This window comes from Bacteroidales bacterium, from assembly GCA_035342335.1.
Taxonomy (GTDB): Bacteria; Bacteroidota; Bacteroidia; order Bacteroidales; family JAGONC01; genus JAGONC01.
The window spans coordinates 92,853-116,521 of the sequence record DAOQWY010000006.1; the positions used below are offsets into that span (position 1 = coordinate 92,853).

At 50.0% G+C, this 23,669-nt stretch carries 19 protein-coding genes; 14 read left to right on the plus strand and 5 right to left on the minus strand.

All coding sequences use genetic code 11. The features are described from left to right. The first annotated feature begins 6 nt into the window (after nt 1–6). The 8 genes from PKI34_04775 to PKI34_04810 all read left to right on the plus strand — a co-directional run bounded on the left by PKI34_04775 (nt 7) and on the right by PKI34_04810 (nt 9,549). Complete coding sequence (locus PKI34_04775; GenBank protein ID HNS17119.1) at nt 7–762, plus strand: succinate dehydrogenase/fumarate reductase iron-sulfur subunit; 756 nt, start codon at nt 7–9, stop codon at nt 760–762. Between the two features lie 78 nt (nt 763–840). Further along, nucleotides 841–1,992: a DNA polymerase III subunit delta gene (locus tag PKI34_04780; protein ID HNS17120.1), complete on the plus strand. Its 1,152-nt coding sequence runs from the start codon at nt 841–843 to the stop codon at nt 1,990–1,992. Between the two features lie 31 nt (nt 1,993–2,023). After that, on the plus strand, nt 2,024–3,157 hold the full coding sequence (ricT, locus tag PKI34_04785) for a regulatory iron-sulfur-containing complex subunit RicT (GenBank protein HNS17121.1): 1,134 nt from the start codon (nt 2,024–2,026) through the stop codon (nt 3,155–3,157). 35 nt (nt 3,158–3,192) lie between these two features. Continuing rightward, a complete protein-coding gene (locus PKI34_04790; GenBank protein HNS17122.1) occupies nt 3,193–3,663 on the plus strand; it encodes a gliding motility lipoprotein GldH in 471 nt (156 codons plus the stop codon). 23 nt (nt 3,664–3,686) lie between these two features. Beyond that, nucleotides 3,687–5,942 (plus strand): transglycosylase domain-containing protein, encoded by a 2,256-nt coding sequence (locus tag PKI34_04795; GenBank protein ID HNS17123.1) that lies wholly within the window; start codon nt 3,687–3,689, stop codon nt 5,940–5,942. A gap of 11 nt (nt 5,943–5,953) precedes the next feature. Further along, on the plus strand, nt 5,954–7,375 hold the full coding sequence (locus PKI34_04800) for an MBOAT family protein (protein HNS17124.1): 1,422 nt from the start codon (nt 5,954–5,956) through the stop codon (nt 7,373–7,375). A gap of 4 nt (nt 7,376–7,379) precedes the next feature. Beyond that, on the plus strand, nt 7,380–8,690 hold the full coding sequence (locus PKI34_04805; GenBank protein ID HNS17125.1) for a hypothetical protein: 1,311 nt from the start codon (nt 7,380–7,382) through the stop codon (nt 8,688–8,690). After that, entirely contained in the window at nt 8,674–9,549 is an 876-nt protein-coding gene (locus PKI34_04810; GenBank protein ID HNS17126.1) for a hypothetical protein, read from the plus strand. Before PKI34_04805 ends, PKI34_04810 begins: the two co-directional genes overlap by 17 nt. On the opposite strand, the gene PKI34_04815 is transcribed toward PKI34_04810, so the two are convergent. After that, the gene (locus tag PKI34_04815; protein HNS17127.1) at nt 9,536–11,008 is read right to left on the minus strand and encodes a T9SS type A sorting domain-containing protein; all 1,473 of its coding nucleotides are present in this window, start codon (nt 11,006–11,008) and stop codon (nt 9,536–9,538) included. The genes PKI34_04810 and PKI34_04815 overlap by 14 nt on opposite strands. A gap of 178 nt (nt 11,009–11,186) precedes the next feature. On the opposite strand from PKI34_04815, the gene PKI34_04820 reads away from it, so the two are divergent. From PKI34_04820 to PKI34_04840, 5 genes are read left to right on the plus strand one after another with little or no spacing between them, the layout of a single operon-like run. Continuing rightward, nucleotides 11,187–14,120, plus strand: a complete 2,934-nt coding sequence (locus PKI34_04820; GenBank protein HNS17128.1) for a right-handed parallel beta-helix repeat-containing protein — start codon at nt 11,187–11,189, stop codon at nt 14,118–14,120. A 52-nt stretch (nt 14,121–14,172) separates the two neighbouring features. After that, nucleotides 14,173–14,856 carry a DUF4956 domain-containing protein gene (locus PKI34_04825; GenBank protein ID HNS17129.1) on the plus strand — a complete coding sequence of 228 codons (684 nt, stop codon included), beginning with the start codon at nt 14,173–14,175 and terminating at the stop codon, nt 14,854–14,856. Nucleotides 14,857–14,867: 11 nt separating this feature from the next. Further along, nucleotides 14,868–15,578: a polyphosphate polymerase domain-containing protein gene (locus PKI34_04830; GenBank protein ID HNS17130.1), complete on the plus strand. Its 711-nt coding sequence runs from the start codon at nt 14,868–14,870 to the stop codon at nt 15,576–15,578. A 20-nt stretch (nt 15,579–15,598) separates the two neighbouring features. Next, the gene (locus PKI34_04835; protein HNS17131.1) at nt 15,599–17,662 is read left to right on the plus strand and encodes a hypothetical protein; all 2,064 of its coding nucleotides are present in this window, start codon (nt 15,599–15,601) and stop codon (nt 17,660–17,662) included. A gap of 10 nt (nt 17,663–17,672) precedes the next feature. Beyond that, the gene (locus PKI34_04840) at nt 17,673–18,443 is read left to right on the plus strand and encodes a glycosyltransferase family 2 protein (GenBank protein ID HNS17132.1); all 771 of its coding nucleotides are present in this window, start codon (nt 17,673–17,675) and stop codon (nt 18,441–18,443) included. A 1-nt stretch (nt 18,444) separates the two neighbouring features. Here PKI34_04840 and PKI34_04845 read toward each other — a convergent pair whose 3' ends face one another. Together PKI34_04845 and PKI34_04850 are read right to left on the minus strand one after the other, a co-directional pair. Continuing rightward, nucleotides 18,445–19,170, minus strand: a complete 726-nt coding sequence (locus PKI34_04845; GenBank protein HNS17133.1) for a glycosyltransferase family 2 protein — start codon at nt 19,168–19,170, stop codon at nt 18,445–18,447. Beyond that, the gene (locus tag PKI34_04850) at nt 19,170–20,372 is read right to left on the minus strand and encodes a C1 family peptidase (GenBank protein ID HNS17134.1); all 1,203 of its coding nucleotides are present in this window, start codon (nt 20,370–20,372) and stop codon (nt 19,170–19,172) included. Before PKI34_04850 ends, PKI34_04845 begins: the two co-directional genes overlap by 1 nt. A gap of 164 nt (nt 20,373–20,536) precedes the next feature. On the opposite strand from PKI34_04850, the gene aspS reads away from it, so the two are divergent. Beyond that, nucleotides 20,537–22,282, plus strand: a complete 1,746-nt coding sequence (gene aspS, locus PKI34_04855) for an aspartate--tRNA ligase (GenBank protein HNS17135.1) — start codon at nt 20,537–20,539, stop codon at nt 22,280–22,282. Nucleotides 22,283–22,310: 28 nt separating this feature from the next. Here aspS and lysM read toward each other — a convergent pair whose 3' ends face one another. Both lysM and PKI34_04865 read right to left on the minus strand, forming a co-directional pair. Continuing rightward, nucleotides 22,311–22,790: a peptidoglycan-binding protein LysM gene (gene lysM / locus PKI34_04860; protein HNS17136.1), complete on the minus strand. Its 480-nt coding sequence runs from the start codon at nt 22,788–22,790 to the stop codon at nt 22,311–22,313. A gap of 24 nt (nt 22,791–22,814) precedes the next feature. After that, complete coding sequence (locus PKI34_04865) at nt 22,815–23,423, minus strand: DUF937 domain-containing protein (GenBank protein HNS17137.1); 609 nt, start codon at nt 23,421–23,423, stop codon at nt 22,815–22,817. Nucleotides 23,424–23,669 lie beyond the last annotated feature (246 nt).

Sequence of the window (23,669 nt, forward strand, 5' to 3'; positions counted from 1 at the left end):
TCAGCCATGAACGTAAGGCTTAAAATATGGCGCCAGCCAAATGCCCGGGCGAAAGGGAAGTTTGTCACCTATCAAATGGATACGGTATCTCCCGAGATGTCTTTTCTTGAAATGCTGGATGCGTTGAACGGAACCCTTGTGGAAAAGGGAGAAATGCCCGTAGCGTTTGAGCATGATTGCCGGGAAGGAATATGCGGGAGCTGCGGGTTGTATATCAACGGTCATCCGCATGGTCCCCAGAAGTTGGTCACGACCTGCCATCTGTACATGCGGGAGTTCAGGGACGGGCAGACCATCGTTGTAGAACCCTGGCGTGCCAGGCCTTTTCCGGTGATCCGGGACCTGATCGTTGACCGTACCGCGCTGGAGAAGATCCTGGTTGCCGGAGGGTATGTTGCGATCGATACGGGACAGGCCACGGAGGCCAATGCGACTAAGATCCCGAAAGAGAGCGCTGATGAGGCTTATGATTCGGCCATTTGCATCGGGTGCGGGGCCTGCGTGGCAGCTTGCAAAAATGCTTCAGCCATGCTCTTTGTCTCGGCCAAGGTTTCACAATTTGCCCTGCTTCCCCAGGGACGGGTTGAGGCCAAACGGCGCGTTGAACGCATGGTGGCCAAAATGGATGAACTGGGATTTGGTAACTGCACCAATACGTATGCCTGTGAAGCCGAATGCCCCAAAGGCATCAAGATCACCAACATTGCCCGCATGAACCGGGAGTTCTGGAAAGCCAAGGTCTGCGGCCAGAAGACGGTATAATTGTCGATTGTTAATTGTCAATGTACAATGTTCGATGGGATTGACAATTGACAATTGACAATTGACAATTGACAATTCATGAAATTCTCTTCAATCCCTGGTCAGAATAACATCAAGCGCCGCCTGATCCAGACAGTGCGGGAGAGCCGTATAAGTCACGCACAGCTGTTCTTCGGACCCGAGGGAGCCGGCAAGCTGGCGATGGCCATTGCCTATGCCCAGTACATCAACTGCCGTGCAAGAACCCCGGAAGATTCCTGCGGATCCTGTCCCTCCTGTATCAAATATGAAAAATTGATTCACCCTGACCTGCATTTTGTAATACCAGTGGCCGTTACCAAAAAAGTCTCCAAAAACCCTGTCACCAGGGAGTTTCTTGCAGAATGGCGCGAATTACTGCTGAACCAGGGGTGCTACGTTTCATTGAATGACTGGTATGAGAAGATCGACATCGAGAACAAACAGGCGATCATCAACGCCGATGACTGCAACGAGATCGTTAAGGCCCTGAATTATAAAGCCTATGAATCAGAATACAAGGTAATGATCATCTGGATGGTGGAGAAACTGTTCCACTCGGCAGCCCCTAAAATCCTTAAAATCCTGGAAGAACCACCTGACAAAACCCTCTTTATCCTTATCAGCGAAAATCACGATCAGATCATTCCCACGATTTTGTCACGGACGCAACCGGTGAAATTCCTGAAGGTTGATGATCAGGCGGTTCTGGAGGTTTTAAGAAGGCGGTTGGGAATGCCGGCATCAGAACTGGTTTCACTGGTGCGGCAGGTTGATGGCAACATGATCCTGGCCGGAAGGATAGCAGCGGAACAAATGGACGTGGATCTTTTCAACAGGTTCGCTCAATGGATGCGTTTATGCTACCAGCAGAAGGTGGCGGGTCTTGCTGAATTTACAGAAACGATCGCCTCACAGGGCAGGGAACGGCAAAAGAGTTTTCTTCACTATGCATTGCGGTTCATTCGTGAGTGCCTTCTTTTACCCTATACCGGCCAGGATTCCTCCCGGCTTCATCCGGAGGAAAAGGCGTTTGCAGTCAATTTTGCACCTTTCATACACCAGGTGAATGGTGTATTCATTACAGAGGAGCTCAACCGTGCCCTTTTTCATATCGAACGAAATGCCAACCCATCCTTTCTGTTCATGGATCTTTCCTTAAATTTCGGCAAACTTCTTAAAATGAAGCCTGAACAGCAACAATCGGTTTAATTTGTACTTTTGCAGGCTCAAGCTTAGTTCCATGGAAGAGCAGACAAAGAACAACCCGGATCAAACCTTTCTTTCACGTGGATGTTGTCAACCTCCTCAGCTGCAGTACAGAAATGAGGGGCGGTTTTCCCATGGCTGCAGCAAGCTGGACAGCTATGACTGGCTGAAAGACCTTATACTTCCTGACACTCAGGAGCCTTTTGATTGCATAGAGGTTCGCTTTAAAAACAGCAGAAAGGATTTCTACAGGATACCTGACGGCGCCTGGTTCCATGCGGGCGATATCGTGGCGGTGGAAGCATCTCCGGGGCACGACATTGGCATCGTGACCCTGTCGGGTGAGGTTGTACGTTGGCAGATGCGTAAAAAACGCGTCAATCCTGGCTCTGAAGAACTAAAAAAAGTATACCGTAAAGCCAGGATTTCCGATATTGAGAAATGGATCAGCGTTGTCGGGCAGGAGGATCAAACCATGCACAACGCCCGTCACATTGTCTCCAGGATTGGGTTGAAGATGAAGCTTAACGACGTGGAATACCAGGGCGACGGCACCAAAGCCATCTTCTATTATACCGCTGATGAAAGGGTGGATTTCAGGGAACTGATCAAATTGCTTGCAGAGAGTTTTAAAGTGAGGATCGAAATGCGCCAGATCGGCGTTCGCCAGGAATCCGGCCGCCTGGGAGGCATCGGCACCTGCGGCAGGGAACTGTGCTGTGCAACCTGGCTTACCGATTTCCGGTCGGTTAGTACAAACATGGCCAGGGTTCAGCAACTCTCCCCCAATCCCCAGAAACTTGCCGGTCAGTGCGGGAAATTGAAATGCTGCCTGAGCTATGAATATGCAGTGTATGTTGATGCCCTGAAACAATTTCCCAACAACGAGATCATCCTCAAGACCACGAAAGGCGAGGCCATCCATCAAAAAACCGATGTTTTTAGCCAGATCATGTGGTATTCTTACGTTGCTGATCAAAATAACGTTTTGGCCATACCCGTTGATAAAGTACGTGAAATCATCGAAAACAACATGAAGGGACTTTATCCTGACAAGCTGGAAGATTTTGCAAAGATCAAAGAGCGCAAGGTTGACTTTGAAAACGCAGTCGGACAGGATGATTTAAGGCGGTTTGATGCCGGGGAGGAGATTTCGGTGGTTATTTAAAGAAGGCACAAAGGCACAAAGGGACAAAGGGAGATATGAGGAATAGCGGAGGGATATATTTGATTATCAGCATTGTTTTTTTGACCATAGGTTCCTGTGACCGGAATCGTGTTTATGACCAGAATGCCCGGATCGATGCGGGCGGATGGATGCCCAGGGATGGTAAGGAGTTTCAGGTGGAGATCAATGACACGATTTCCATCTACAACCTGTATATCCATCTCCGGCACACAAATGATTACCCGTTCAGCAACATCTTCTTTTTTGTCCAGACCCGTTTTCCGGATGGGCAGCTGTACAGGGATACGGTGGAGTACATTCTGGCAGATCCTTCCGGAAAATGGTCGGGCAAGGGTCTGGGGAAAATAAAGGATAACCGTTTTCCGTTCAGAAAAATGATCCATCTTCCCCGGAAAGGAACCTATGTATTCCGCATTGAACAGGCTATGCGTGAGAAACAGCTCAAAGGGATTCACGATGTGGGACTGAGAATTGAAAGGTATTGATTCCGGCAGGTAATCCTGGAACTATGGCAAAGCAAGCAACGAACAACTACCGAACCTATATCAGGAACTTCTGGCTCATTTACGCCTCCATCATTTTGTTGATCTTCCTGATCTTTCTGATCATATCCCTCGGGGGATTTGGATTTATGCCTTCGTTCGGGGAGCTTGAAAATCCGAAGAGCAACCTGGCATCAGAAATTATATCGGCAGATCAGCAAATCCTGGGGACCTATTATATTGAGAACCGGTCCAATGTTGCCTACCGGGAGATATCCCCCCATTTGATCAATGCCCTGATCGCCACGGAGGATATACGATTTTCCCGCCATTCCGGGATTGATTTCAAGGCAAATTTCCGTGTGGCGTTCGGGATATTGACCAGGCAGGACCGTGGAGGTGGAAGTACGATCACCCAGCAGCTGGCCAAAAATCTTTTTCCGCGCAAATCCAATATCAACAAGGGTGAACTGGTACTCTTCAAGCTGAAGGAGTGGGTGACGGCCACCAAGCTGGAACGTAATTATACGAAAGAGGAGATTGCCGCAATGTATCTGAACTCGGTCTCTTTTGGCAGTCAGGCATTCGGTGTACGGCTGGCATCGCGAACGTTTTTCAATAAAGAGCCCATCGATCTGAACGCAGAGGAATCGGCCCTGCTGATCGGCATCCTGAAGGCCCCCTCGTTTTACAGTCCGGTACGCCACCCCGACAGGGCGGCACAGCGCAGGGAAACCGTTCTGGGCCAGATGGCAAAATACGATTTCATCACACGGGATCAGTTCGACTCCCTCAGGCAATTGCCGATCGATATGTCGAACTATATGATCCTCGACCATACCAGCGGCATTGCCCAATACTTCCGGGAGATGATCCGCATCAGGTTGAACGACTGGTGCGAAACACATAAAAAAACCGACGGCACCGCCTACAATCTGTACAAGGATGGGCTGAAGATCTACACCACCATCAATTCAGTTTTACAGACCTATGCCGAGGAAGCGGTACGCGAGCATCTGAGTAAATCGATACAGCCAGATTTTTACAAGCATTGGAAAAATATTCCAAACGCTCCCTTTGTCTTTCCTGATTCCGACCCCAAGGCGGAAATCCATAAGCTCATGACTCAGGCTATGTACCGCAGCGACCGCTACCGGAACCTGAAGGAAGCAGGCAAACCGGACGACTCCATCCAGCTGATTTTCAACACCCCCGTTCCAATGATAGTTTTTTCCTGGGACGGTCCTTTTGATACGATCCTCAGCCCCCTGGATTCGATCCGGTATTATAAATTCCTGTACCGTGCGGCCCTGATGTCGGTTGAACCAAACACTGGCTTTGTCAGGGCTTATGTGGGAGGACCTGATTTTAAATATTTTCAGTACGATAATGTTACGGTGGGCAAACGCCAGGTGGGCTCCACCTTCAAACCCTTTCTTTATACCCTGGCGATGCAGGAGGGGCAATTTTCACCCTGTACAGAGGTTCCGAATATTCAATACAGCATTCAGTTGCACGACGGCAGTCTGTGGGAACCCCAGAATACATCCCATTATAAAACCGGGCAGATGATCAGCCTGAAGGAGGCCCTGGCCCATTCCAACAATTGGATATCCACCTTTCTGATGAAGAATTATTCGCCGGAAGCGGTGATCACCATCGCCCGGAAAATGGGCGTGACCAGCGACATTCCGGCTGTTTACTCGATCGCCCTGGGATCTGCGGATCTTTCACTTTATGAAATGGTGGGCGCGCTGAACACATTTGTCAATAAAGGCGTTTACATCGAGCCGGTTTTTATTACACGCATTGAAGACAGTTACGGAAATGTGCTGGAGCGGTTCGTCCCCCGGATCAATGAGGCCATGAGCGAAGAAACGGCCTACCTGATGATCGAACTGATGAAAGGTGTCGTTCAAACCGGTACCGGCATCCGCCTGCGCTACAAGTATAAATTCACCAATCCTATTGCCGGTAAGACCGGCACCACCCAGAATCAGTCGGATGGCTGGTTCATTGGCATGACACCGGAACTGGTGACGGGCATCTGGGCCGGCTGCGAGGACCGCGCAGCCCATTTCAGGACATTGTCGCTCGGGCAGGGAGCCAATACCGCACTGCCCATCTGGGCAATTTATATGAAAAAGATCTACAATGACCCAAACCTGCATATTTCCACAGGGGATTTTGAAAAACCCCTGAATCCGATTTCCGTGGATCTTGACTGCACTGGCGGACAGGGTACGGGCAGCCAAAAGAACTACGACGAGGATGAGTTTTAGAAGTTACGGATATGGTCTTCAGCAGCAGCCTTTTTCTTTTTTATTTCCTTCCCCTTTTTTTACTGGTTTACTTCCTGACGGATCAGCGGTATAAAAATATCGTACTGCTTGCTGCAAGTATTTTTTTCTACGCCTGGGGAGCCCCTACCTTCATCTTCATCGTGCTGGGATCCATTGTTGTGGATTTCTACCTGGTCCAATGGATGCACAGGAGCAGCGGAAAGAAAAGAAAACAGATCGTTACCCTTTCCGTGATCCATAACATTGCCCTTCTTGGATATTTCAAGTATGCTAATTTTTTTGTCGAAAACCTGAACTCCATCCTGCAGGGTTTTGGGGTCAATGAATTTGCCTGGACAGGAGTGGCTTTGCCCATTGGCATTTCCTTTTTCACCTTCCAGAAAGTGACCTACCCCATTGACGTTTACCGAAATGTGCATGCTCCGCTGAAAAATGTATGGGATTTTGCCATGTACATCCTGATGTTTCCCCAGCTGATCGCAGGCCCGATCGTGCGCTATGTGGAGATTGCCGATCAGATCACCGATCGCCGGGCCAATGAAACGGTCGATAACCGGTTGACGGGCTTTTTCCGGTTTGCCGTTGGACTTGCCAAGAAAGTACTCATCGCCAATGTGCTCGGGGAATATGTAGATAAAATTTTTGCCCTGGCCCCTGCCGAGATGACCACCCCATTGGCCTGGATGGGTGTTGTGACCTATGCATTTCAGATCTATTACGATTTTTCGGGATATTCGGATATGGCCATCGGACTTGGCCGGATGATCGGGTTTGAATTTCCTGAGAACTTCAACAATCCATACATTTCGCAGAGCATCTCTGAATTCTGGCGCCGTTGGCACATGACCCTCGGGCGGTTCATGAAGGGATACCTGTATATACCCCTGGGCGGAAACCGCGTTTCCACCCAAAGAATGTATTTTAACCTATGGCTGGTTTTCCTTCTTTCCGGCCTCTGGCACGGGGCAGCATGGAATTTCGTGGTCTGGGGAGCCTTTCACGGGACTTTTCTTGTCCTTGACCGGCTGTTTTTGCTGAAGGTCTATAAAAAGATCGGCAAAATACCCAGTATCGTTATCACGTTCTTCATCACCCTGATCGGCTGGGTCTTCTTCAGGGCCGAAAGCCTTCCGGCAGCCTGGACGTACCTCCGGCAGATGTTTGCCTTTGATTTCACCGCTGCCGGATTCGCCTTTGATGCCAGGTTCTTTGCCATGCTGGCACTTGGAGCACTGTTTGCATTCTTTGGAGGTTTTCCTGCCGTTGAAGCGTGGCAGGTGCGGGTTTTTGGGAAGGAACAGAAAGACAGGGCCATTCTGGTGATGGCAGCCACCGGCCTGGTACTGCTGATCATCAGCGCCAGCTCCATCACCTCCCAGGGTTTCAATCCATTTATCTATTTCAGGTTCTGATCCGATGGCCAGGGTAAAATACATCCTCTATGTTGTCATCGTCGTGGCTCTTTTCCTGCCTTTATTCCAGCATGCACTCCCGGTGTTCAGCATAAAACCCCTCCAGGGATCCTATGTACTGGCGGAAGAACCTGTTTTTTCCTTTCGTGATTATTTTACCGGCAAATTCCAGGAGGACTATAATGCCTACTATGAGCAGCATCTTGGATTCCGCCCGCTGCTGGTCAGGATCAACAACCAGATCGCTTTTTCGTGCTTCAACCTGGCCCTGGCACAAGATGTCATTCTCGGAAAAAAAGGCTATCTTTATGAGGTCTTTTACATCAAGGCAACCCTTGGAAGGGATTTTACAGGAACCGACAAATGGGACCGTTACGTTCAAAAGCTGAAGGCCATCAGCGACAGTCTCGACAGGAACGGAACAACCCTTCTGGTGGTCTTTGCCCCCGGAAAAGGCACCTTTTTCCCGGAATACATACCGGATAAATTTAAACCCTGGCAAAAGGACACCACTAACCAGGAATACCTGATGAAAAAGCTGGAAGAAAACAGGATCCGTTTTTTCGATGCCAACCACTGGTTCACCCGGATGAAGGACAGCTCACCGTATCCGCTTTACCCAAAGACAGGGATTCACTGGAGCCATTATGGCGCGGGCCTGTTCATGGATTCCATTGTCAGGTACATGGAGCGGGTAAAGGGTAAGGAAATGGTTGATTTTGGCTGGACGGACGTGAGGATGTCGAATGACCTGCAGGAACCCGACAATGACATTGCAAGCGGAATGAACCTGCTGTTCGGTGTTCCGCATTACACAATGCCTTATCCTGAGTTCTGCTTCAGGGAAAACACTTCTACTTTTAAACCGGTGGTCATTACCATCGCCGACAGTTATTACTGGATCCTGCATGGGAATGCCATCACGCAGAAAATTTACGCTCAGGATAAATTCTGGTATTATTTTCAGGCGGCGCACGGTGCCTACCCCGAAGATCAGATGGTGAAAGACCTGGATATTGCAGGTGAACTGAAATCAGCCGATTTTGTCATTTTAATGGCCACTGATGCAACATTATCCAAATTTGATTTTGGATTTACTGACCAGGTATACGATCTGATCACGGTTGAGGGCAGGCAGGCGGCCAGCAAAAGGGCAGCCCTGATCCTGACAGCGGAACGGGATATCCGTAACAACAAGGAGTGGATGGAGACAATCAAAGCAAAAGCCTCCAAAAGGAACATCTCTGTCGATGAAATGATCCATCTGGACGCCGTCTGGATGGTGGATAAAAAGCTGAATGAAGAAAAACAGTAAGATAACCGCAATCCTGCTTTCCACCCTGTTTGGGATCCAGGGCATTGTATCCGGCCAGGCGCCCGACACCCTTCGGTACCTTTTTATGGGGCACATCTATAAGTTCTATACGGCCGGCAACAAGATCGACCCGAGGGTTGAACAGCTGGATATGTCTGGATTCCAGGGAATCTGGCTGGGGGGGGATGTGTGCTCCGAGGCCACCCTGCTCTATTCCACCATCCAGTACATTGATTCCCTTTTCGACCTGGGCAGCCCTACTACCTATTGGTCGCTCGGAAACCACGATGCAAGGAACGGCAATTACGAATGGCTCAAAGAATTCACCGGGCGCGACACATATTTCACCCATTACCTCCAGGGGATCACCGCCATCGTAATGAATACGAACCTCGTCCCTACCGATTGTGACAATGTGGAGAAGCAATACCGGATCATCATGGATGTGTGTGACACCATTGGGTCATCTTCACACCTGGTGCTGATCATGCACCATGGTATCTGGCGTGGGGTACCCAATTTACCAAACCCGGCGACCTACGCACAGAGCGATTTCAAATACTGGAACGCCAACTGCGATTCGCCCGGCAGCAGCTTTGTCAATGCAATCTATCCCCGCTTGGTGGAGGTGAAAAACAGGGGGATTGAAGTGATCTGCATCCTTGGAGATATGGGGGGCCAGCACTTTCTGATGGATTCACAGGATGGGATCCATTTTATGGGTGTCGGATTGAACGAATCCCCGGGGGATGAGGTGCTGATCTTCGAATATGCCCTGCCCGGACGAACAATGACCTATCAGTTCCACAATCTCGACAGCCTTTTGCTCTCGCAACAGCGAAAGATCAATAGACGATGAAGGTTCCCTTCAGTACTTTTCCCGGAGTGCGGGGAAAGGATATCTGTATGATATAAACACCGGACTCCAATTGATTCCGCCGGAGGGGGACGATCTGAGTCTGTAAATCTTCTTCTATTTCCACAAGCTGGCCATTCTGGTTGTATATCCTGAGATCAAATCCCTTCAGGGCTGAGCTGTCTTTGACCAGCAGTGTGGCCTGGTGCGAAAACGGATTCGGATAGATCCAGAGGTTATCCCCGCTGGACAGATCGTCATTGCTGCCCAGTGATATGATATTTCCCAGGCTGTCGATCCTGATCAGGTATATGTCTTTTGTTTCATCCGCCCACTGGTAATCCCCGAGGATGACGCATCCTCCTTCCGGTGTGGCCCTGGCGCAATGTCCGTAATCAGTGAAATCACCCCCGATCACCAATGACCAGATCTTTTCGCCCGACGGATCGGTTTTGACCAGGTACAGATCGGTGGAACCGTTCTGTCCAAAGCTCCGGGTGGTTCCTAACAGGTACAGGTTTCCGTCAGGGGCTACCTCGAGCGATTGTCCGTAGTCGAACTGGCTGCCACCGAAGGTTTTGAACCAGAGCTCTTCCCCGGTTTCGTCAATTTTCACAAGGTACATGTCAAAACTTCCTTCTCCGTAACTCTGCGTGGAACCCAGGCAGTAATACCCTCCTTCGGGAGCCTGCCTTACCGCCCAGAACCAGTCGTGCCCATCGCCGCCGTAAAATTTTTGCCATACGAGTTCACCCTGATCGTCGATCCTTGCGAGCAAAGCTTCCGCATCCGGAATCCGGAAAATCGTCAGGTCGACGTTGTAAAATCCGCCGGAGGTTCCGGCAAGGATGAACTGGCCATCCTGCGTGGGAGTGATCCCATAGCTGTAGTCAATCTGGTTCGTTCCCAGGTTCTTTTCCCAGATCACCTCCCCTCCGGCATCCGTCCGTACCACGTAGATGTCCCCATCTTCAGAGAAACTCAGGCTGTGACCGGTAATGACATACCCATCGGCAAGTTCCCTGACGCAGAATCCCTGGTCGCGGTGCTGGTGCCCGATGTACTTTTTCCACTGCTGTTCCCCGTATGCGTTTGTTTTGAGCAGCACCACATCCTCTCCTCCGTATCCCTGTCCCCATTTATAGCCCGTTACAATATAACCCATATCGCTGGTTTGCTCCACCCACATCCCGAAATCCTGGTACAGGATGCCATAGGGCAGATCCCATTCCACCATCCCGAACGGGTTGACCTTCACCAGGTAAATATCATTGCTTCCCGCCCCCTTGCTCCTGGTGTTTCCTGTCAGTATGAATCCGTTGTCGCTGGTCAGGTCAAAGCAGATCCCCTGTTCATTCAGCAGGCCCCCGTAAGTGTTACCGGCCGGCCCCTGAGCCAGGCCGGCAGTCAGCAGGAAGCACAGGAGCAGCGTCAGGGGAATGTGTTTTGTGTTCGGATGCATGGGATAGAGGCGAAAACTGCCCGTTTCTCTAAAAATTTGTACTTTTGCAATTGCAGGATAACGGGATTCACCTTCTACAAAAGTACAAATGTTTCTTTTTGATCACTATCTAGAGCGGACAAGAAGATTCCTCCAGGTTATCGGAGGGCTCTTTATGATTCTTTCGCTGATATCGTGCATGGAAAAGAAAAAAGTCAATCCGGGGAGGGACTTTTTTAGTGACCTGGAAGGTATCACTTCCGATGGGGTATCGTTTTCTACGACAGATACCAGCTACCGGTTGGGCAGTGCTCATCTTCGGACTACCGGGGAGTCTCATTCGGGGAAGTTTGCCATTAAGCTGACACCCGATGAACAGTATGGCTTGAAATGTACCCTTCCCTTAGTGTCGGCCGATGAGTATTTTGATCTCAGGGTATGGAAAAAAGGACCTGAAGATGCCGGCGTTCTGGTGGCCGATATCCTGGATAACGAATTCTACCAGGCTTCCCGGATGGTGGTGGAGGCTGACTCCGGCGGCTGGGAACTCATCCGGCTCGAATTCTTCATACCACCGACCATCAGTGAGGCGGAAATGGTCATCTATGTCTGGAACCCGGATACGGCCACGGTCTATTTTGATGACCTGCATATTTTTTCATCCTCCGGGAAACACTATCCCGAATACAGCCAGAGTCCCCTGCGCCTGTTCATCGATTCGGTGGATTTGATCACCATAGAGCGCGACAGAATGAAGGCTTTCGAACAGGGTGTTCTCGAAACAGATGCCTCATCCTGGGTTCCGGGGATCCTGTTTTTCGGTCAAAACGGGGATATGATGGAAGCCAGGGTCCGCCTGAAAGGCGACTGGCTCGATCATTTGTACGGTGAGAAATGGTCGTTCAGGATCAAGCTTAGAAAGGAATACAGCTGGAGACATATGCGTACTTTTTCCATACAAACACCGGCGGCACGCGATTTTCTGAGCGAGTGGACAGCTCATCGTTTATGCGACCAGGAGGATGTTCTGAACACCTCCTATGAATTCATTCCGGTCTACTTCAAAGAAAGAAGCCTTGGCCTGTATGCTTACGAAGAGCATTTCGAAAAGCACCTGGTTGAATCCAGAAATCGCAGGGAAGGACCGATCCTGAAATTAACGGAAGAAGCCTTCTGGGCTATTCAACAGGTCGCCTACCTGACGAAACGGTATCATATGCTGCCCTGTTTCGAAACATCGGTCATTGAACCGTTCAATGTCAACCGGACCGTGGAAGACCCAACCCTCAAGGCTGAGTTCCTGATTGCCCAGAATCTTGCCTACGAGTTCAAAAACACCCTTCAGCCTCCTTCGGAGCTGTTTGACCTCGACAAACTGGCCCGCTACTACGCCATATGCGATGTAACCCAGGCCTGGCACGCCATTCCTTGGCACAACCAGCGGCTGTATTATAATCCCGTGCTCTGCAAATTGGAACCCATTGTTTTTGACGGATATACGCACGGTCCGATTTTGCCTATCGGTAACCAGGCGTTTTTAGGAGAATTCGATAAATTTGGTAAATCCGATATAGAGCCACACCAGCTGATTCTTTTTTATCTATTTCAGGATCAGCAATTTATAAAGCTATACATTCATTATCTTGAAAAATATTCTTCGGAGGATTTTATCAGCACGTTCTTGCGATCCATTGATCCTGAACTTACGGAATACGAGGAAGCGATCCGTAAGGAATTTCCTTATTACCGGTATGACCGTCAGTTTCTTTTAAAGAGTGCTGCGGGAGTCCGTGAAGGCCTGGTGCGGTATGAAAAAATGGTCAGCGAGGATCCGGAGTACGCTTCCAGGCTCTTGAAGAACTTCAGGGTCCAGACAAAATATGATACCGCCTTTCACGATCTTTTTCCACCCCATTACATAAAGGCCTATATGGAAAAAACTGAAGGCCGGACCGCCTGGGTACGGGTTTTCAATAATTACACGCACGATATCCTTTTATTGGGAACAGGTAAGGGTCCCGACCGGTTACGTTATCCTGTCGCTCCCGGCTTCACCATACCTTCCTTTGTTTCCGGCAAAGACCAGTCTGCTCTCATTGAATCCGACACGGCTGTTCAGTTTCTTTATTTCTGGGTAAAGGGACGTGAGAAGACCTACGTTGTCCCGGTCAACCCCTGGCCATACCCGACAGAGGGAAACCCGAGAAGGGAGTTGGTACAGTTGGGTGTTTTTGCCAGGGATACTTCTTTTGTTATCGAAGGGGATCGGGTGATCTTTAAAAGAGGGTATCACGACCTGAATGAATATCTGGTCGTTCCGGCCGGGCACAGGGTGTATTTTGAGCCGGGCTGTACGCTGGATATCCGCAACCGGGCAGGTTTCATATCCTATTCCCCCGTGTTCATGCAGGGGACTGCAACAGAGCCCGTACGGATAACTTCCTCTGATTCTTCAGCCATGGGATTTACCGTGCTGCAGACGGGGGAAAGATGCCAGGTCCGGCATACTGTTTTTGAAAATCTGAACACGTTGGATTATAAAGGATGGACACTGACCGGAGCTGTCAATTTCTATGAATCGGATGTGGATATCCATAACAGCGTTTTTCGTGATAACCTTTGTGAAGATGCCCTGAACATCATCCGTTCTGATTTTCTGACCGACAGCGTGACGTTTCGGAACACCTTCGGAGATGCATTCGACAGTGATTTCTGTACGGGAAAGGTGCTACGCTGCCGGTTCATGCAACTGACCAATGACGCCATCGACTTTTCAGGCAGCACCATTGAGATCAGCGACTGCTATGTGATCAATGCCGGCGACAAGGGGATCAGCTGCGGAGAGAAATCAACGCTGACGGTGAGCAATTGCATCATCGTTGATTCCGACAAAGGGGTGGCTTCCAAGGACCTGTCGGTATTGAATTTATCGGATGTCAGCATTTCTGGTTGTATGTACGGAATGACGGCCTACCGGAAAAAACCGGAATACGGCGGTGGAACGATCAAGGCACAACGGATGCAGTTCCGTGATATCAAACACCTGATGTGGATTGAAGAGAAATCAACGGTATACCTGAATGATAGCGTGATTCAGGGAGACAAGAAAGACGTCGCCTCCATTTTCTATTAAACAGAAGCAGAAATCAGATTAGCTTTAATTATTAATTCTAAATAATTGGATCATGCAGGATAAATGGCAATTGTTTCAAAAGTTTCTGATCACCCAGACATCAGAGATATCGGTCACTGATTTTCTGATCAACTCGGCGATCATTGTTGTATTGATGGTGATTTTACGGTGGACTTATCTCAAATGCGGGAAAAGCCTGTCGAACAGGAGAAGTTTTGCTTCCAACTTCATCCTGCTGGCCTTTGCCACCATGCTGATCATTTCCATCGTCAAGTCCTCTCTGGCCCTCTCTCTTGGATTGGTCGGAGCCCTTTCCATTGTCAGGTTCAGGAACGCCATAAAAGAACCCGAAGAGCTGGCCTACCTGTTCCTGTGTATCTCTGTCGGGCTGGGACTGGGGGCTAATCAACGCAACATTGTGGTGATCGCTTTTCTGATCATTGTGGCCATTCTCTGGGCCCGCCACTTTTTATCCCGTAAATCGGAAAAACAAAACCTTTTCCTTACCATCTCAAGCGCTTCACCCGGACAAATACCACTCAGTACCATCAGCGACATCGTGCGCAAGAATTTCATCGCTGCCGAACTGAAACGGTTCGATGAATCGAACCATCTGATCGAGGCCTCTTTCCTGATCGAGATAAAACATACAAACTCCCTCCAGGATTGCAAGGAGGAACTGCAGAAGATCAGCCCCGACGTAAAGGTGGTGTTCATCGATAACAAAGGTTATTAATCGGGTGCAGGATGATGAACAGCGAGCATACTCCCCTTCTCCGTCAACGGTTTGAAAGAAAATTCCTGATCTATCCCTACTCCCGTTCCGAGGCAGAAATGATCATCCGGTTGCACCCGGCCGCGTTTTCTCCGATCTATCAACTGCGGCACGTCAATAACCTGTATTTTGACACCCCATCGCTGAGTTTTTTCTACGACAACATTTACGGCAGCGCCAACAGGAAAAAATTCCGGATCCGCTGGTACGGGGATCTTTTTGGACATCTTGAACACCCGGTACTGGAGATCAAGGTCAAGGACGGGTTTGTGGGCCGAAAGCTGTCCTTTCCCCTGGAGCCCTTTGATTTTGACCGGGGCTTTACCGCCGCTGACACATCAGTTGTGTTTGCGCAATCAGCGCTGCCGGAATGGGTCAGAAATGAACTGGCAAGCCTGCAGCCCTCCCTGCTGAACACCTATCAGCGGAGCTATTATCAGAGCCACGACCGGAAATTCAGGATCACCATCGACGACAGGCTGCGGTATTTTGAGGTTCTAACCCTACCGAATCTGTTTGACCGGGATCGCCCGGCCGATACCGAAGTGGTTCTGGAGCTTAAATATGACTTTGATCACGATGATGTGGCGGAAGAGATCACAGGCCAGCTGCCCTTCCGCCTGATAAAAAATTCCAAATACATTAACGGCATCCTTCAGTTCCAGCCCCAGATGGCGCTCTAAAAAACACACCTGGTTTCCTGATGAAAAAACCCGCCCTGATCGTTATCCTGCTGATCCTCCCCATCCTCTACTCGGTTTTTGGGATCACGTTTCACAGGGCCCGGTTTGCCAATGACCCCGATTACATCTACCTTGTCAATGCATTGAACCTGTTAAAGATGCAGCCCGTCGGGCATGTCGACAATCCAGGTACGACGGTGATGGAAGGGAGTGCCGTTATCCTGGCCCTGTCCTCCGTATTTGACCGGCATCACGACCACCCGCTGGTCGAAAGGGTGATCCGTGATCCCGACCGGTATATCCAGCTGATCCGGGTAACCTTCATCATTCTTACTGCAGTGCTTTTACTCCTGCTGGGATGGGTGGTTTGGAAAAATACAGGTTCCCTGTGGTATGCCCTGATCTTTCAGATCACCCCGTTTCTTTCGGCCAATGTGCTGGAACACGTCTGGACCAAGGTTTCTCCGGAACCCGTCCTGTTCATGGTGTCAACCGTCATGGTGATGCTCTTGGTCTATTATCTGTATGATTCCGGAAGGGATTCCTGGAAATATGTGCTCTTCTTTGCCCTTTTATCAGGATTCGGGCTGGCCACCAAGGCCACCTATTTCCCGCTGTTTTTCGTTCCCCTGCTCCGCTTACACGGCTGGTTGCGCAAGAGCCTCTTTGTCATCGGTACAGCGGTGACTTTCATTGTGTTCACCTCCCCTGCCCTTCCCGAATACCGGCATATGTTTGACTGGTTTTACCGGCTAACGACCCATACTGGCATCTATGGCCAGGGTAGTGAGGGTTTCATCGATACACAGACCTATTTCAGCAACATTGGACAGATCTTCGTGGCAAACCCGGTCATGTCGGCGGTCTTTTTCGTTTCCCTTGCGCTGCTGGCTGTCTTGCTGGCGCGCAAGATCCTCAGGAGAACACCCGGTGAAACAATCAACGGGCCCATTCCCTCCGTGAAGCTGCTTGCGGCCATCACCTTCATGATCGCCCTAAGTATCATCATCGTTGCCAAGCATTACCATGCCAACCACTACCTCCTCCCCGCCCAGGGCTTTCTGGGGCTTTCCGTTTTTCTGATCACCCTGAGCCTTGAACGCCTCTCGTCCCATCCTAAGCTGACGAAGATTGCCACTCCGGTCCTCTTCCTGGCACTGGTGATCATCTTTATGATCGGGAATTTACCCTACCTGAAAACAGCGGATCATCATTACCGCATCACCAATGAGGAAACCGATGCCACGTTCCTGAAGGTTGATGAGCAATATGCCGGATTCACACGTGTTTATTACTACCCGAACACCATCAATAAATACTCGGCCCTAAAGTTTGGGAATGCTTATGCCAAACGAAGGATCCTGCCGGAACTGAAAGCGGTGTATCCCCAGACCTATTTCTTTGATGTCAGGAATTACCTCTTTTATAACTGGGAAGCGGAAATGAGCATGGAAGACATTCTCCGGATCTCGGGTCCCAGGATCATTTTCATCAGCCGGGTGATCTCCGGGGATGAAGTGGCGACGATCGGAAAGAAAGGATTTCCCCTGAAAGAGGTGTACAAAGGACGGATCCATTCGCTCTATGAGCTGGACACCAATGCCATAGGGCCGGCACTGGCGCATCTGAATGCACCTTTCGGAGAAAGAATTTATTGCAATGCTGATTCGCTGACATCTGATTTTTCCCGTTTTATTAACAGCAACCGTACTTTTGGAGGAGGCTGGCTGCATTCGGGCGAGCAGGCCAGATCCGGTTCCCGCTCCGTCAAGCTCGATACAGAGAACCGGTTCGGACTGGAATACACCCTGACGGACCTGAAGGCAGGCGACCGGTACCGGATCAGCGTATGGAGGTACGGGGATTATTACGAAAGCCATCTGGTGGTGGCTGCCCCAAAACCGGAATTGTACTATAAGTCGGTGAACGACAACATCCGGTCGGACGAAAGCGGATGGAGGCAGCTGGTGATGTATGTCACCGTTCCCGGTGAACTTGGGAGTGATCCGCTGAAGGTGTATCTTTGGAACAGCGGAAGCCAACCTGTCTATTTTGATGACCTGGAAATTGTAAAGCTAAATTAATCAGCCGGATATGATCAACGGCAAGAAAATAATCGTCGTTTTGCCTGCATTCAATGCAGAAATGACCCTTGAACAGACCTATCAGGAAATCCCTTTCGATATTGTGGACGAGGTGGTTCTTGTGGACGATAAAAGCCTTGACCGGACAGCCGCACTGGCACATCGCATCGGGATCCGGCATATCGTGGTCCATGGCCAGAACCAGGGATACGGAGGGAATCAGAAGACTTGCTACAACAAGGCCCTGGAGCTCGGCGGCGACATTGTCATCATGCTGCATCCCGACTACCAGTACACGCCCAGGCTCATTCACTCCATGGCGTTTCTGATCGCCAACGATGTGTATCCCGTGGTGCTCGGTTCGCGCATCCTGGGCAACGGTGCATTGAAAGGCGGAATGCCCTTGATAAAGTATATCTCCAACCGTGTTCTGACCCTCCTGCAGAATCTCCTGGTGGGGCAGAAACTTTCAGAATACCATACTGGTTACAGGGCGTTCTCGAGGGAGGTGCTGGAACGGGTGAACTTCAATGCCAATTCGGATAATTTCGTGTTCGACAACCAGATGCTTTCACAGATCATTTACGCGGGTTTCCCAATTGCGGAGATCACCTGCCCCACGAAATACTTCAGGGAAGCATCCTCCATTAATTTACGGAACAGCACCGTTTATGCCTTCGGGGTGCTGAAGACCTCGCTGGTGCATTTTCTGAACCGCATCGGGATTCTAAGGTCGCGGATGTACCGTACGAAGGATGTTGCAAAAGATGGATTGAGGTAAGTCATTTCAGGTACCTTCTGTTGAAGAGATTGTATTTCAGGATGCACCAGATTGCCCGGAATCCGTCCCGGGCAGTGATCTTTTTCCCCTCCTCGTAGGTTCGGCCGTAATAGGAGATTCCTACTTCATAGATCCGGATTCCCTTGAAGCGTGCGATCTTGGCTGTCACTTCGGGTTCGAAGCCAAACCGGTTCTCGCATAAATGGATCTTCTTGATGATCACCGCCCTGAAGAGTTTGTAACAGGTCTCCATATCCGTCAGGTTCAGGTTGGTAAACATATTGGACAGGTGGGTCAGGAGCCTGTTGCCGATGCTGTGCCAGAAGAAGAGGATGCGGTGAGGGTTTCCGCCAAGGAACCGGGATCCGTACACCACATCGGCAAAGCCATCGGTCACGGGTTTCAGCAGCAGGTTGTACTCCTGCGGATCGTACTCCAGGTCAGCATCCTGGATCATGATATAATCTCCGCTGGCTTCGTCAATGCCCCGGTGCAGGGCCGCACCCTTTCCCAGGTTTTTCGGCTGGTTCAGCAAACGGATGTTACAGGAAGGATGGGTTTCAATGTATTGCTCAACGACGGCCATCGTGGCATCCCCGGAGCAGTCGTTGACAATGAGGATCTCCTTTTCAATGTTGCCGATCAGTTTGACCGCCAGCACCTTATCCAGGATCAGGTGGATGGTCTTCGCCTCGTTGTAAGCGGGGATGATGATGGAAAGGATCATTACAGATCAAGCTTTTTCCGGATCTGTTTCGGGACCGCATCCTTGTGCACCATGATGTCGATGGTGTTCATCAGTACGTAGGGTTTTGAAGCGTAGAAATAGCCCTTGTATTTATGATCCGTGCCCCACGAGTTTTTTACCAGGTAATACGGATTATCATACTGATCCTTGGCAATACCGATGATCTGCATGCCGTGGTCATCGGTCAGGCTGTAGTTGTCGAACGCGTCCTGCCGCATCTGCTGTGTGATCGTTTTCTCCCTGCCCGGTTTGTCAAATTTATAAAGGGCATCCTGCCGCTCTTTCTCTGTCAGCTTTTCCCATTTCTCCTTTTCAGTTCCCGTCAGGTCGGTGAGTTTTTCATCGGGGACGATTGCCACGCCGTTCTTCCACGAGAAGCCCTTATCGCTGATATCGGCTCCCCAGGCTACCGAGTACCCATTGTTCAGGGCGTTGTCGATGATCTCTTCCATTTCGTTCAGCGGAACATTGCAGATGCTTCCCCAGCGCCAGTTGTCGGGTAATTCAATCACAAAGGGCTTATAAAAGGGGTGGTGGGTATAGGACCCGATCTCCACGTAATCATCAGGATCCAGATCCAGGCTTTCGGCAAAGCTTTTCGGCGTGTATTTCTTGCCGTTGTAGGTGAATTCCTCCGGGATCTCTCCCAGATAAGCGTCGAGGATCCCCTTCAGCCCTTCCTTCCATACCGGGGTCAGTTTTCCGTTCGGATTTGAGACAACGGCGTCCATATAAGCTTTGACCACTTTGTCCATCTCATTATGGACCGGGTTTTCTCCACCGATTGCCAGCCCGGTGTAGGCTTTTTCAGGCATCATTCCGTAATCGCGCATCACATCGGTAACGTCATGAAAAGCCCCTCCTCCTGCGAGGTTGATATTTCCCTGGAGCCGCATGTATTTAATGGCTTTTTCCAGATACGTATGGTAAATGACGAACATTTCCGACAGGTCATATTCGTCGCCTCTGATCCTCAGCAGTTCGGATTCCAGAAATGCCGTGGAGGAAAAGCTCCAGCAGGTGCTCGACCGGTACTGGTTCTCAACGGGTGTGGCCTTCACCTGTTTGACGATCGTAAAGACATAGCCTTCTTCCGGAGTCACCGGTTTTTCTACCTGGGCCGTCAGCGCAAAGGGAATCAGCAGCCCTGCCATCATGCAGGTGATAATCAAATGTTTCATGGTTTGTTCTATTTATTAACAAAGTTTGTCAGCAAAAGTACGAAAAATCTCAGATACCAGCTTGCAGTCCCACCTTTCGGTGGGATCTTCGCTCCGCTTCGACTTTTAGCTTGCAGCTTGTAGCTTTTTCCCTACCTTTACTCCCTTAATTCAAACCAATCCCCATGTACCGAACCCACACCTGCGGCGAACTCCGCCTGAAACATGCCGGCCTGACGGTCACCCTGAGTGGCTGGGTGCAACGCTCCCGCGACCTGGGAGGGATGACCTTTGTGGATATCCGTGACCGATACGGTATCACCCAGCTGGTATTTAATATGGAATCCGATCCCGCTCTCTGCCAGGAAGCACGTAAGCTGGGCAGGGAAGATGTCATCCGGGCAACCGGAAAGGTGACCGAAAGAAGCAATAAAAATCTCAAAATGCCTACCGGGGATATTGAGATCCTGGTTGAAACGCTGGAACTGCTGAACAGTTCCAAAGTACCTCCTTTCACGATTGAGGACCTTACCGACGGCGGAGAGGAGCTGCGGATGAAATACCGGTACCTCGATCTCCGGCGGACTCCAAACCTGAGGAATCTGGAGCTGCGTCACCGGATGGCCATGGAAACACGCACTTACCTGAGCTCACAGGGATTCCTGGACATCGAGACCCCCTGCCTGATCAAGTCTACCCCTGAAGGCGCACGCGACTTTGTGGTACCATCACGGATGAATCCCGGGCAGTTCTATGCGTTGCCCCAGTCCCCGCAAACCTTCAAGCAGCTGCTGATGGTTGCGGGATATGACCGCTACATGCAAATCGTCAAGTGTTTCCGCGACGAGGATCTCCGCGCCGACCGCCAGCCGGAATTCACCCAGATCGACTGTGAAATGGCCTTCGTGGAACAGGAAGATGTGCTGGAGACCTTTAGCGGACTGATCCATCATCTTTTCGATGTGATCAAGGATATCCGCATAGGAAGGATCCCGGCAATGAGTTATGCAGAAGCCATGAAATTTTATGGTTCCGATAAACCGGACACCCGGTTCGAAATGAAGTTTGTGGAGGTCACTGACCTGGCCAAAGGAAAGGGATTTTCTGTTTTTGAAGAAGCGGAGCTTGTTGCAGGTATTTGCGCAAAGGGATGCGGTGATTATTCCCGCAAACAGCTGGATGAGCTGACGGAGTTTGTAAAAAAGCCGCAGATCGGAGCCAGGGGACTGATCTATGTGAAGTATAATTCGGATGGAACCATCAAATCCACCATTGATAAGTTCTTTACTGCCGATGAATTAAAAGAGTGGGTGCGGTGTTTTGATGCCGAACCCAATGATCTGGTGATGATCCTTGCCGGGGAGGCTTCCCGCACCCGGAAAGCCCTCAGTGAGCTCAGGCTGGAAATGGGTACCCGCCTGGGATTGCGTGATCCTGACCGGTATGAGGTCCTGTGGGTCGTGGATTTTCCGTTGCTGGAATGGGATGAGGAGACCCATCGCTATTATGCCATGCATCATCCCTTTACTTCTCCCAAACCGGAGGATAACCACCTTTTGGATACCGATCCTGGTGCTGTCAGGGCCAATGCGTATGATCTGGTCATTAATGGTGTAGAGATCGGTGGAGGCTCGATCCGGATCCACGACAGGGATCTTCAGCACAGAATGTTCCAGGTGCTGGGCTTTACTAAAGAAAAAGCCCAGGAGCAGTTCGGATTCCTGATGAACGCCTTTGAGTATGGTGCTCCCCCGCACGGAGGGATTGCTTTCGGCTTTGACCGGCTTGTAGCCATGTTCGCAGGTGCCGATTCCATACGCGACGTGATCGCCTTCCCCAAAAATAATTCAGGCAGGGATATGATGATTGATTCGCCTGCCCCGCTGGACGAGGAGCAGTTAAAAGAAATTCACATAATGGTGAGGAAGTGACTGCAGTCTCTTCCTCACCATTATATGGTTATTTGGTCACATTCGGTATCCGCAGCACCTGTCCGGGATAGATCTCATCCGGATCCTTCAGCATCGGCTTGTTGGCCTCGAAGATCTCCATGTACCGGTTGGGATTGCCATAATATTGTTTGGCAATCTTGGAAAGGTATTCACCTTTGACCACGGTGTGGTATACAGCCTCCGGCTGCGGTACCACCACCTCGATGTTGTTGTCCACTTCCGCCACACCCTGTGTATTTCCTACGATCAATTCCGCTTTTTCAGAGGTTTCCTGCGACTCGGTCTTCCCGAACAGGGTCACTTTTCCCTGATCATAGATGACATTCAGGTTTTCAATGGGCAGTGCCATTTTTGCCAGCAGGTTCTTCAGGGCAAGTGTTGCCGTTGCATTTTGCTGGAGAATTTCAGCAGGGCTGAGTGTTTTGGTTTCTGTTTCAACACCGGTAAGTTTTTTACCGATGTTCTTGATAAAATTTCTTAATCCCATGACATAAAAGTGTTAAATGAATAATTATTTTCTTCGTAAAAATTTACCGAAGATCGACGTACCGATATCCAGGATATCGTCGGCGATGGAACCATCATCGTCTTTATCCAGGAGTTTGTTGAAGATTGATTCCTGTTTGGCTTGTTGCTGTGGATCGGCAGCTTGCCCCTTGTTCAGCACTGACTGCAGGATATCGATGATTCCTCCGCCTGTTCCGGAAGACCTGTTTTGTTTGCCCAGGAATCCCATAAGGATCGGAGCGAGCATTTCAAGGATATTACCGGCTGAGCTCAGGCTGATTCCACTGGATTTGCTCAGATAGTTTTCTACCTTATTGCGGTTGCCACCCAGTACATGTTTCAGGATACCGGCTCCGTTTGCCACTGCCGGATTGGTAAGAAAACCTGTCATGTCCTCCAGGATGCTTCCGTCATGATCCTTGGTAAGAGCATTCAGCAGTGAACTTGCACCCTCGCTGCTGGAAGAGTTTCTTGCCAGTGCATTAACAAGGATCGGGATGGCGTTCTGGATGGCTTTCTGGGTGTTGGATGGATTTTCATTTACCCGTGCACTCATCCTGTCCACGGTATCATTTCCCAGCTGGGAAATGATCAGTTCAAACAAATCATTCATTTTTTAAAGGTTAAGTGGTACTTACAATCCCATCATCAGAATGGGGAGGCAAAGGTACAAAATAGTACACTAATATTTCACGGAGGAAGCATTGTTTATTTATTCAGTTCAATTCCCGGACTTAAAACAGAGCGCCTTTGGTGGTAAAAGTGACCATCCCTGAACCGCAGTATAATCTTATCCCGTTCTGGAGATTCGGAAAGGCATTGCCTTTCCGGCACCGGTTCATACTTTGGTGCAAAGGTC

Excerpts from the sequence above, each read along its gene's own strand:
- PKI34_04825 (HNS17129.1), top strand. The coding sequence starts at position 14,173 with ATGCAGGATAAATGGCAATTGTTTCAAAAGTTTCTGATCACCCAGACA.
- PKI34_04820 (HNS17128.1), top strand. The coding sequence starts at position 11,187 with ATGGAAAAGAAAAAAGTCAATCCGGGGAGGGACTTTTTTAGTGACCTG.
- PKI34_04810 (HNS17126.1), top strand. The coding sequence starts at position 8,674 with ATGAAGAAAAACAGTAAGATAACCGCAATCCTGCTTTCCACCCTGTTT.
- PKI34_04800 (HNS17124.1), top strand. The coding sequence starts at position 5,954 with ATGGTCTTCAGCAGCAGCCTTTTTCTTTTTTATTTCCTTCCCCTTTTT.
- PKI34_04780 (HNS17120.1), top strand. The coding sequence starts at position 841 with ATGAAATTCTCTTCAATCCCTGGTCAGAATAACATCAAGCGCCGCCTG.
- PKI34_04830 (HNS17130.1), top strand. The coding sequence starts at position 14,868 with ATGATGAACAGCGAGCATACTCCCCTTCTCCGTCAACGGTTTGAAAGA.
- PKI34_04775 (HNS17119.1), top strand. The coding sequence starts at position 7 with ATGAACGTAAGGCTTAAAATATGGCGCCAGCCAAATGCCCGGGCGAAA.
- PKI34_04795 (HNS17123.1), top strand. The coding sequence starts at position 3,687 with ATGGCAAAGCAAGCAACGAACAACTACCGAACCTATATCAGGAACTTC.
- PKI34_04865 (HNS17137.1), bottom strand. The coding sequence starts at position 23,423 with ATGAATGATTTGTTTGAACTGATCATTTCCCAGCTGGGAAATGATACC.
- lysM (HNS17136.1), bottom strand. The coding sequence starts at position 22,790 with ATGGGATTAAGAAATTTTATCAAGAACATCGGTAAAAAACTTACCGGT.
- PKI34_04835 (HNS17131.1), top strand. The coding sequence starts at position 15,599 with ATGAAAAAACCCGCCCTGATCGTTATCCTGCTGATCCTCCCCATCCTC.
- PKI34_04790 (HNS17122.1), top strand. The coding sequence starts at position 3,193 with ATGAGGAATAGCGGAGGGATATATTTGATTATCAGCATTGTTTTTTTG.
- PKI34_04805 (HNS17125.1), top strand. The coding sequence starts at position 7,380 with ATGGCCAGGGTAAAATACATCCTCTATGTTGTCATCGTCGTGGCTCTT.
- PKI34_04850 (HNS17134.1), bottom strand. The coding sequence starts at position 20,372 with ATGAAACATTTGATTATCACCTGCATGATGGCAGGGCTGCTGATTCCC.
- PKI34_04815 (HNS17127.1), bottom strand. The coding sequence starts at position 11,008 with ATGCATCCGAACACAAAACACATTCCCCTGACGCTGCTCCTGTGCTTC.
- PKI34_04845 (HNS17133.1), bottom strand. The coding sequence starts at position 19,170 with ATGATCCTTTCCATCATCATCCCCGCTTACAACGAGGCGAAGACCATC.
- PKI34_04840 (HNS17132.1), top strand. The coding sequence starts at position 17,673 with ATGATCAACGGCAAGAAAATAATCGTCGTTTTGCCTGCATTCAATGCA.
- ricT (HNS17121.1), top strand. The coding sequence starts at position 2,024 with ATGGAAGAGCAGACAAAGAACAACCCGGATCAAACCTTTCTTTCACGT.
- aspS (HNS17135.1), top strand. The coding sequence starts at position 20,537 with ATGTACCGAACCCACACCTGCGGCGAACTCCGCCTGAAACATGCCGGC.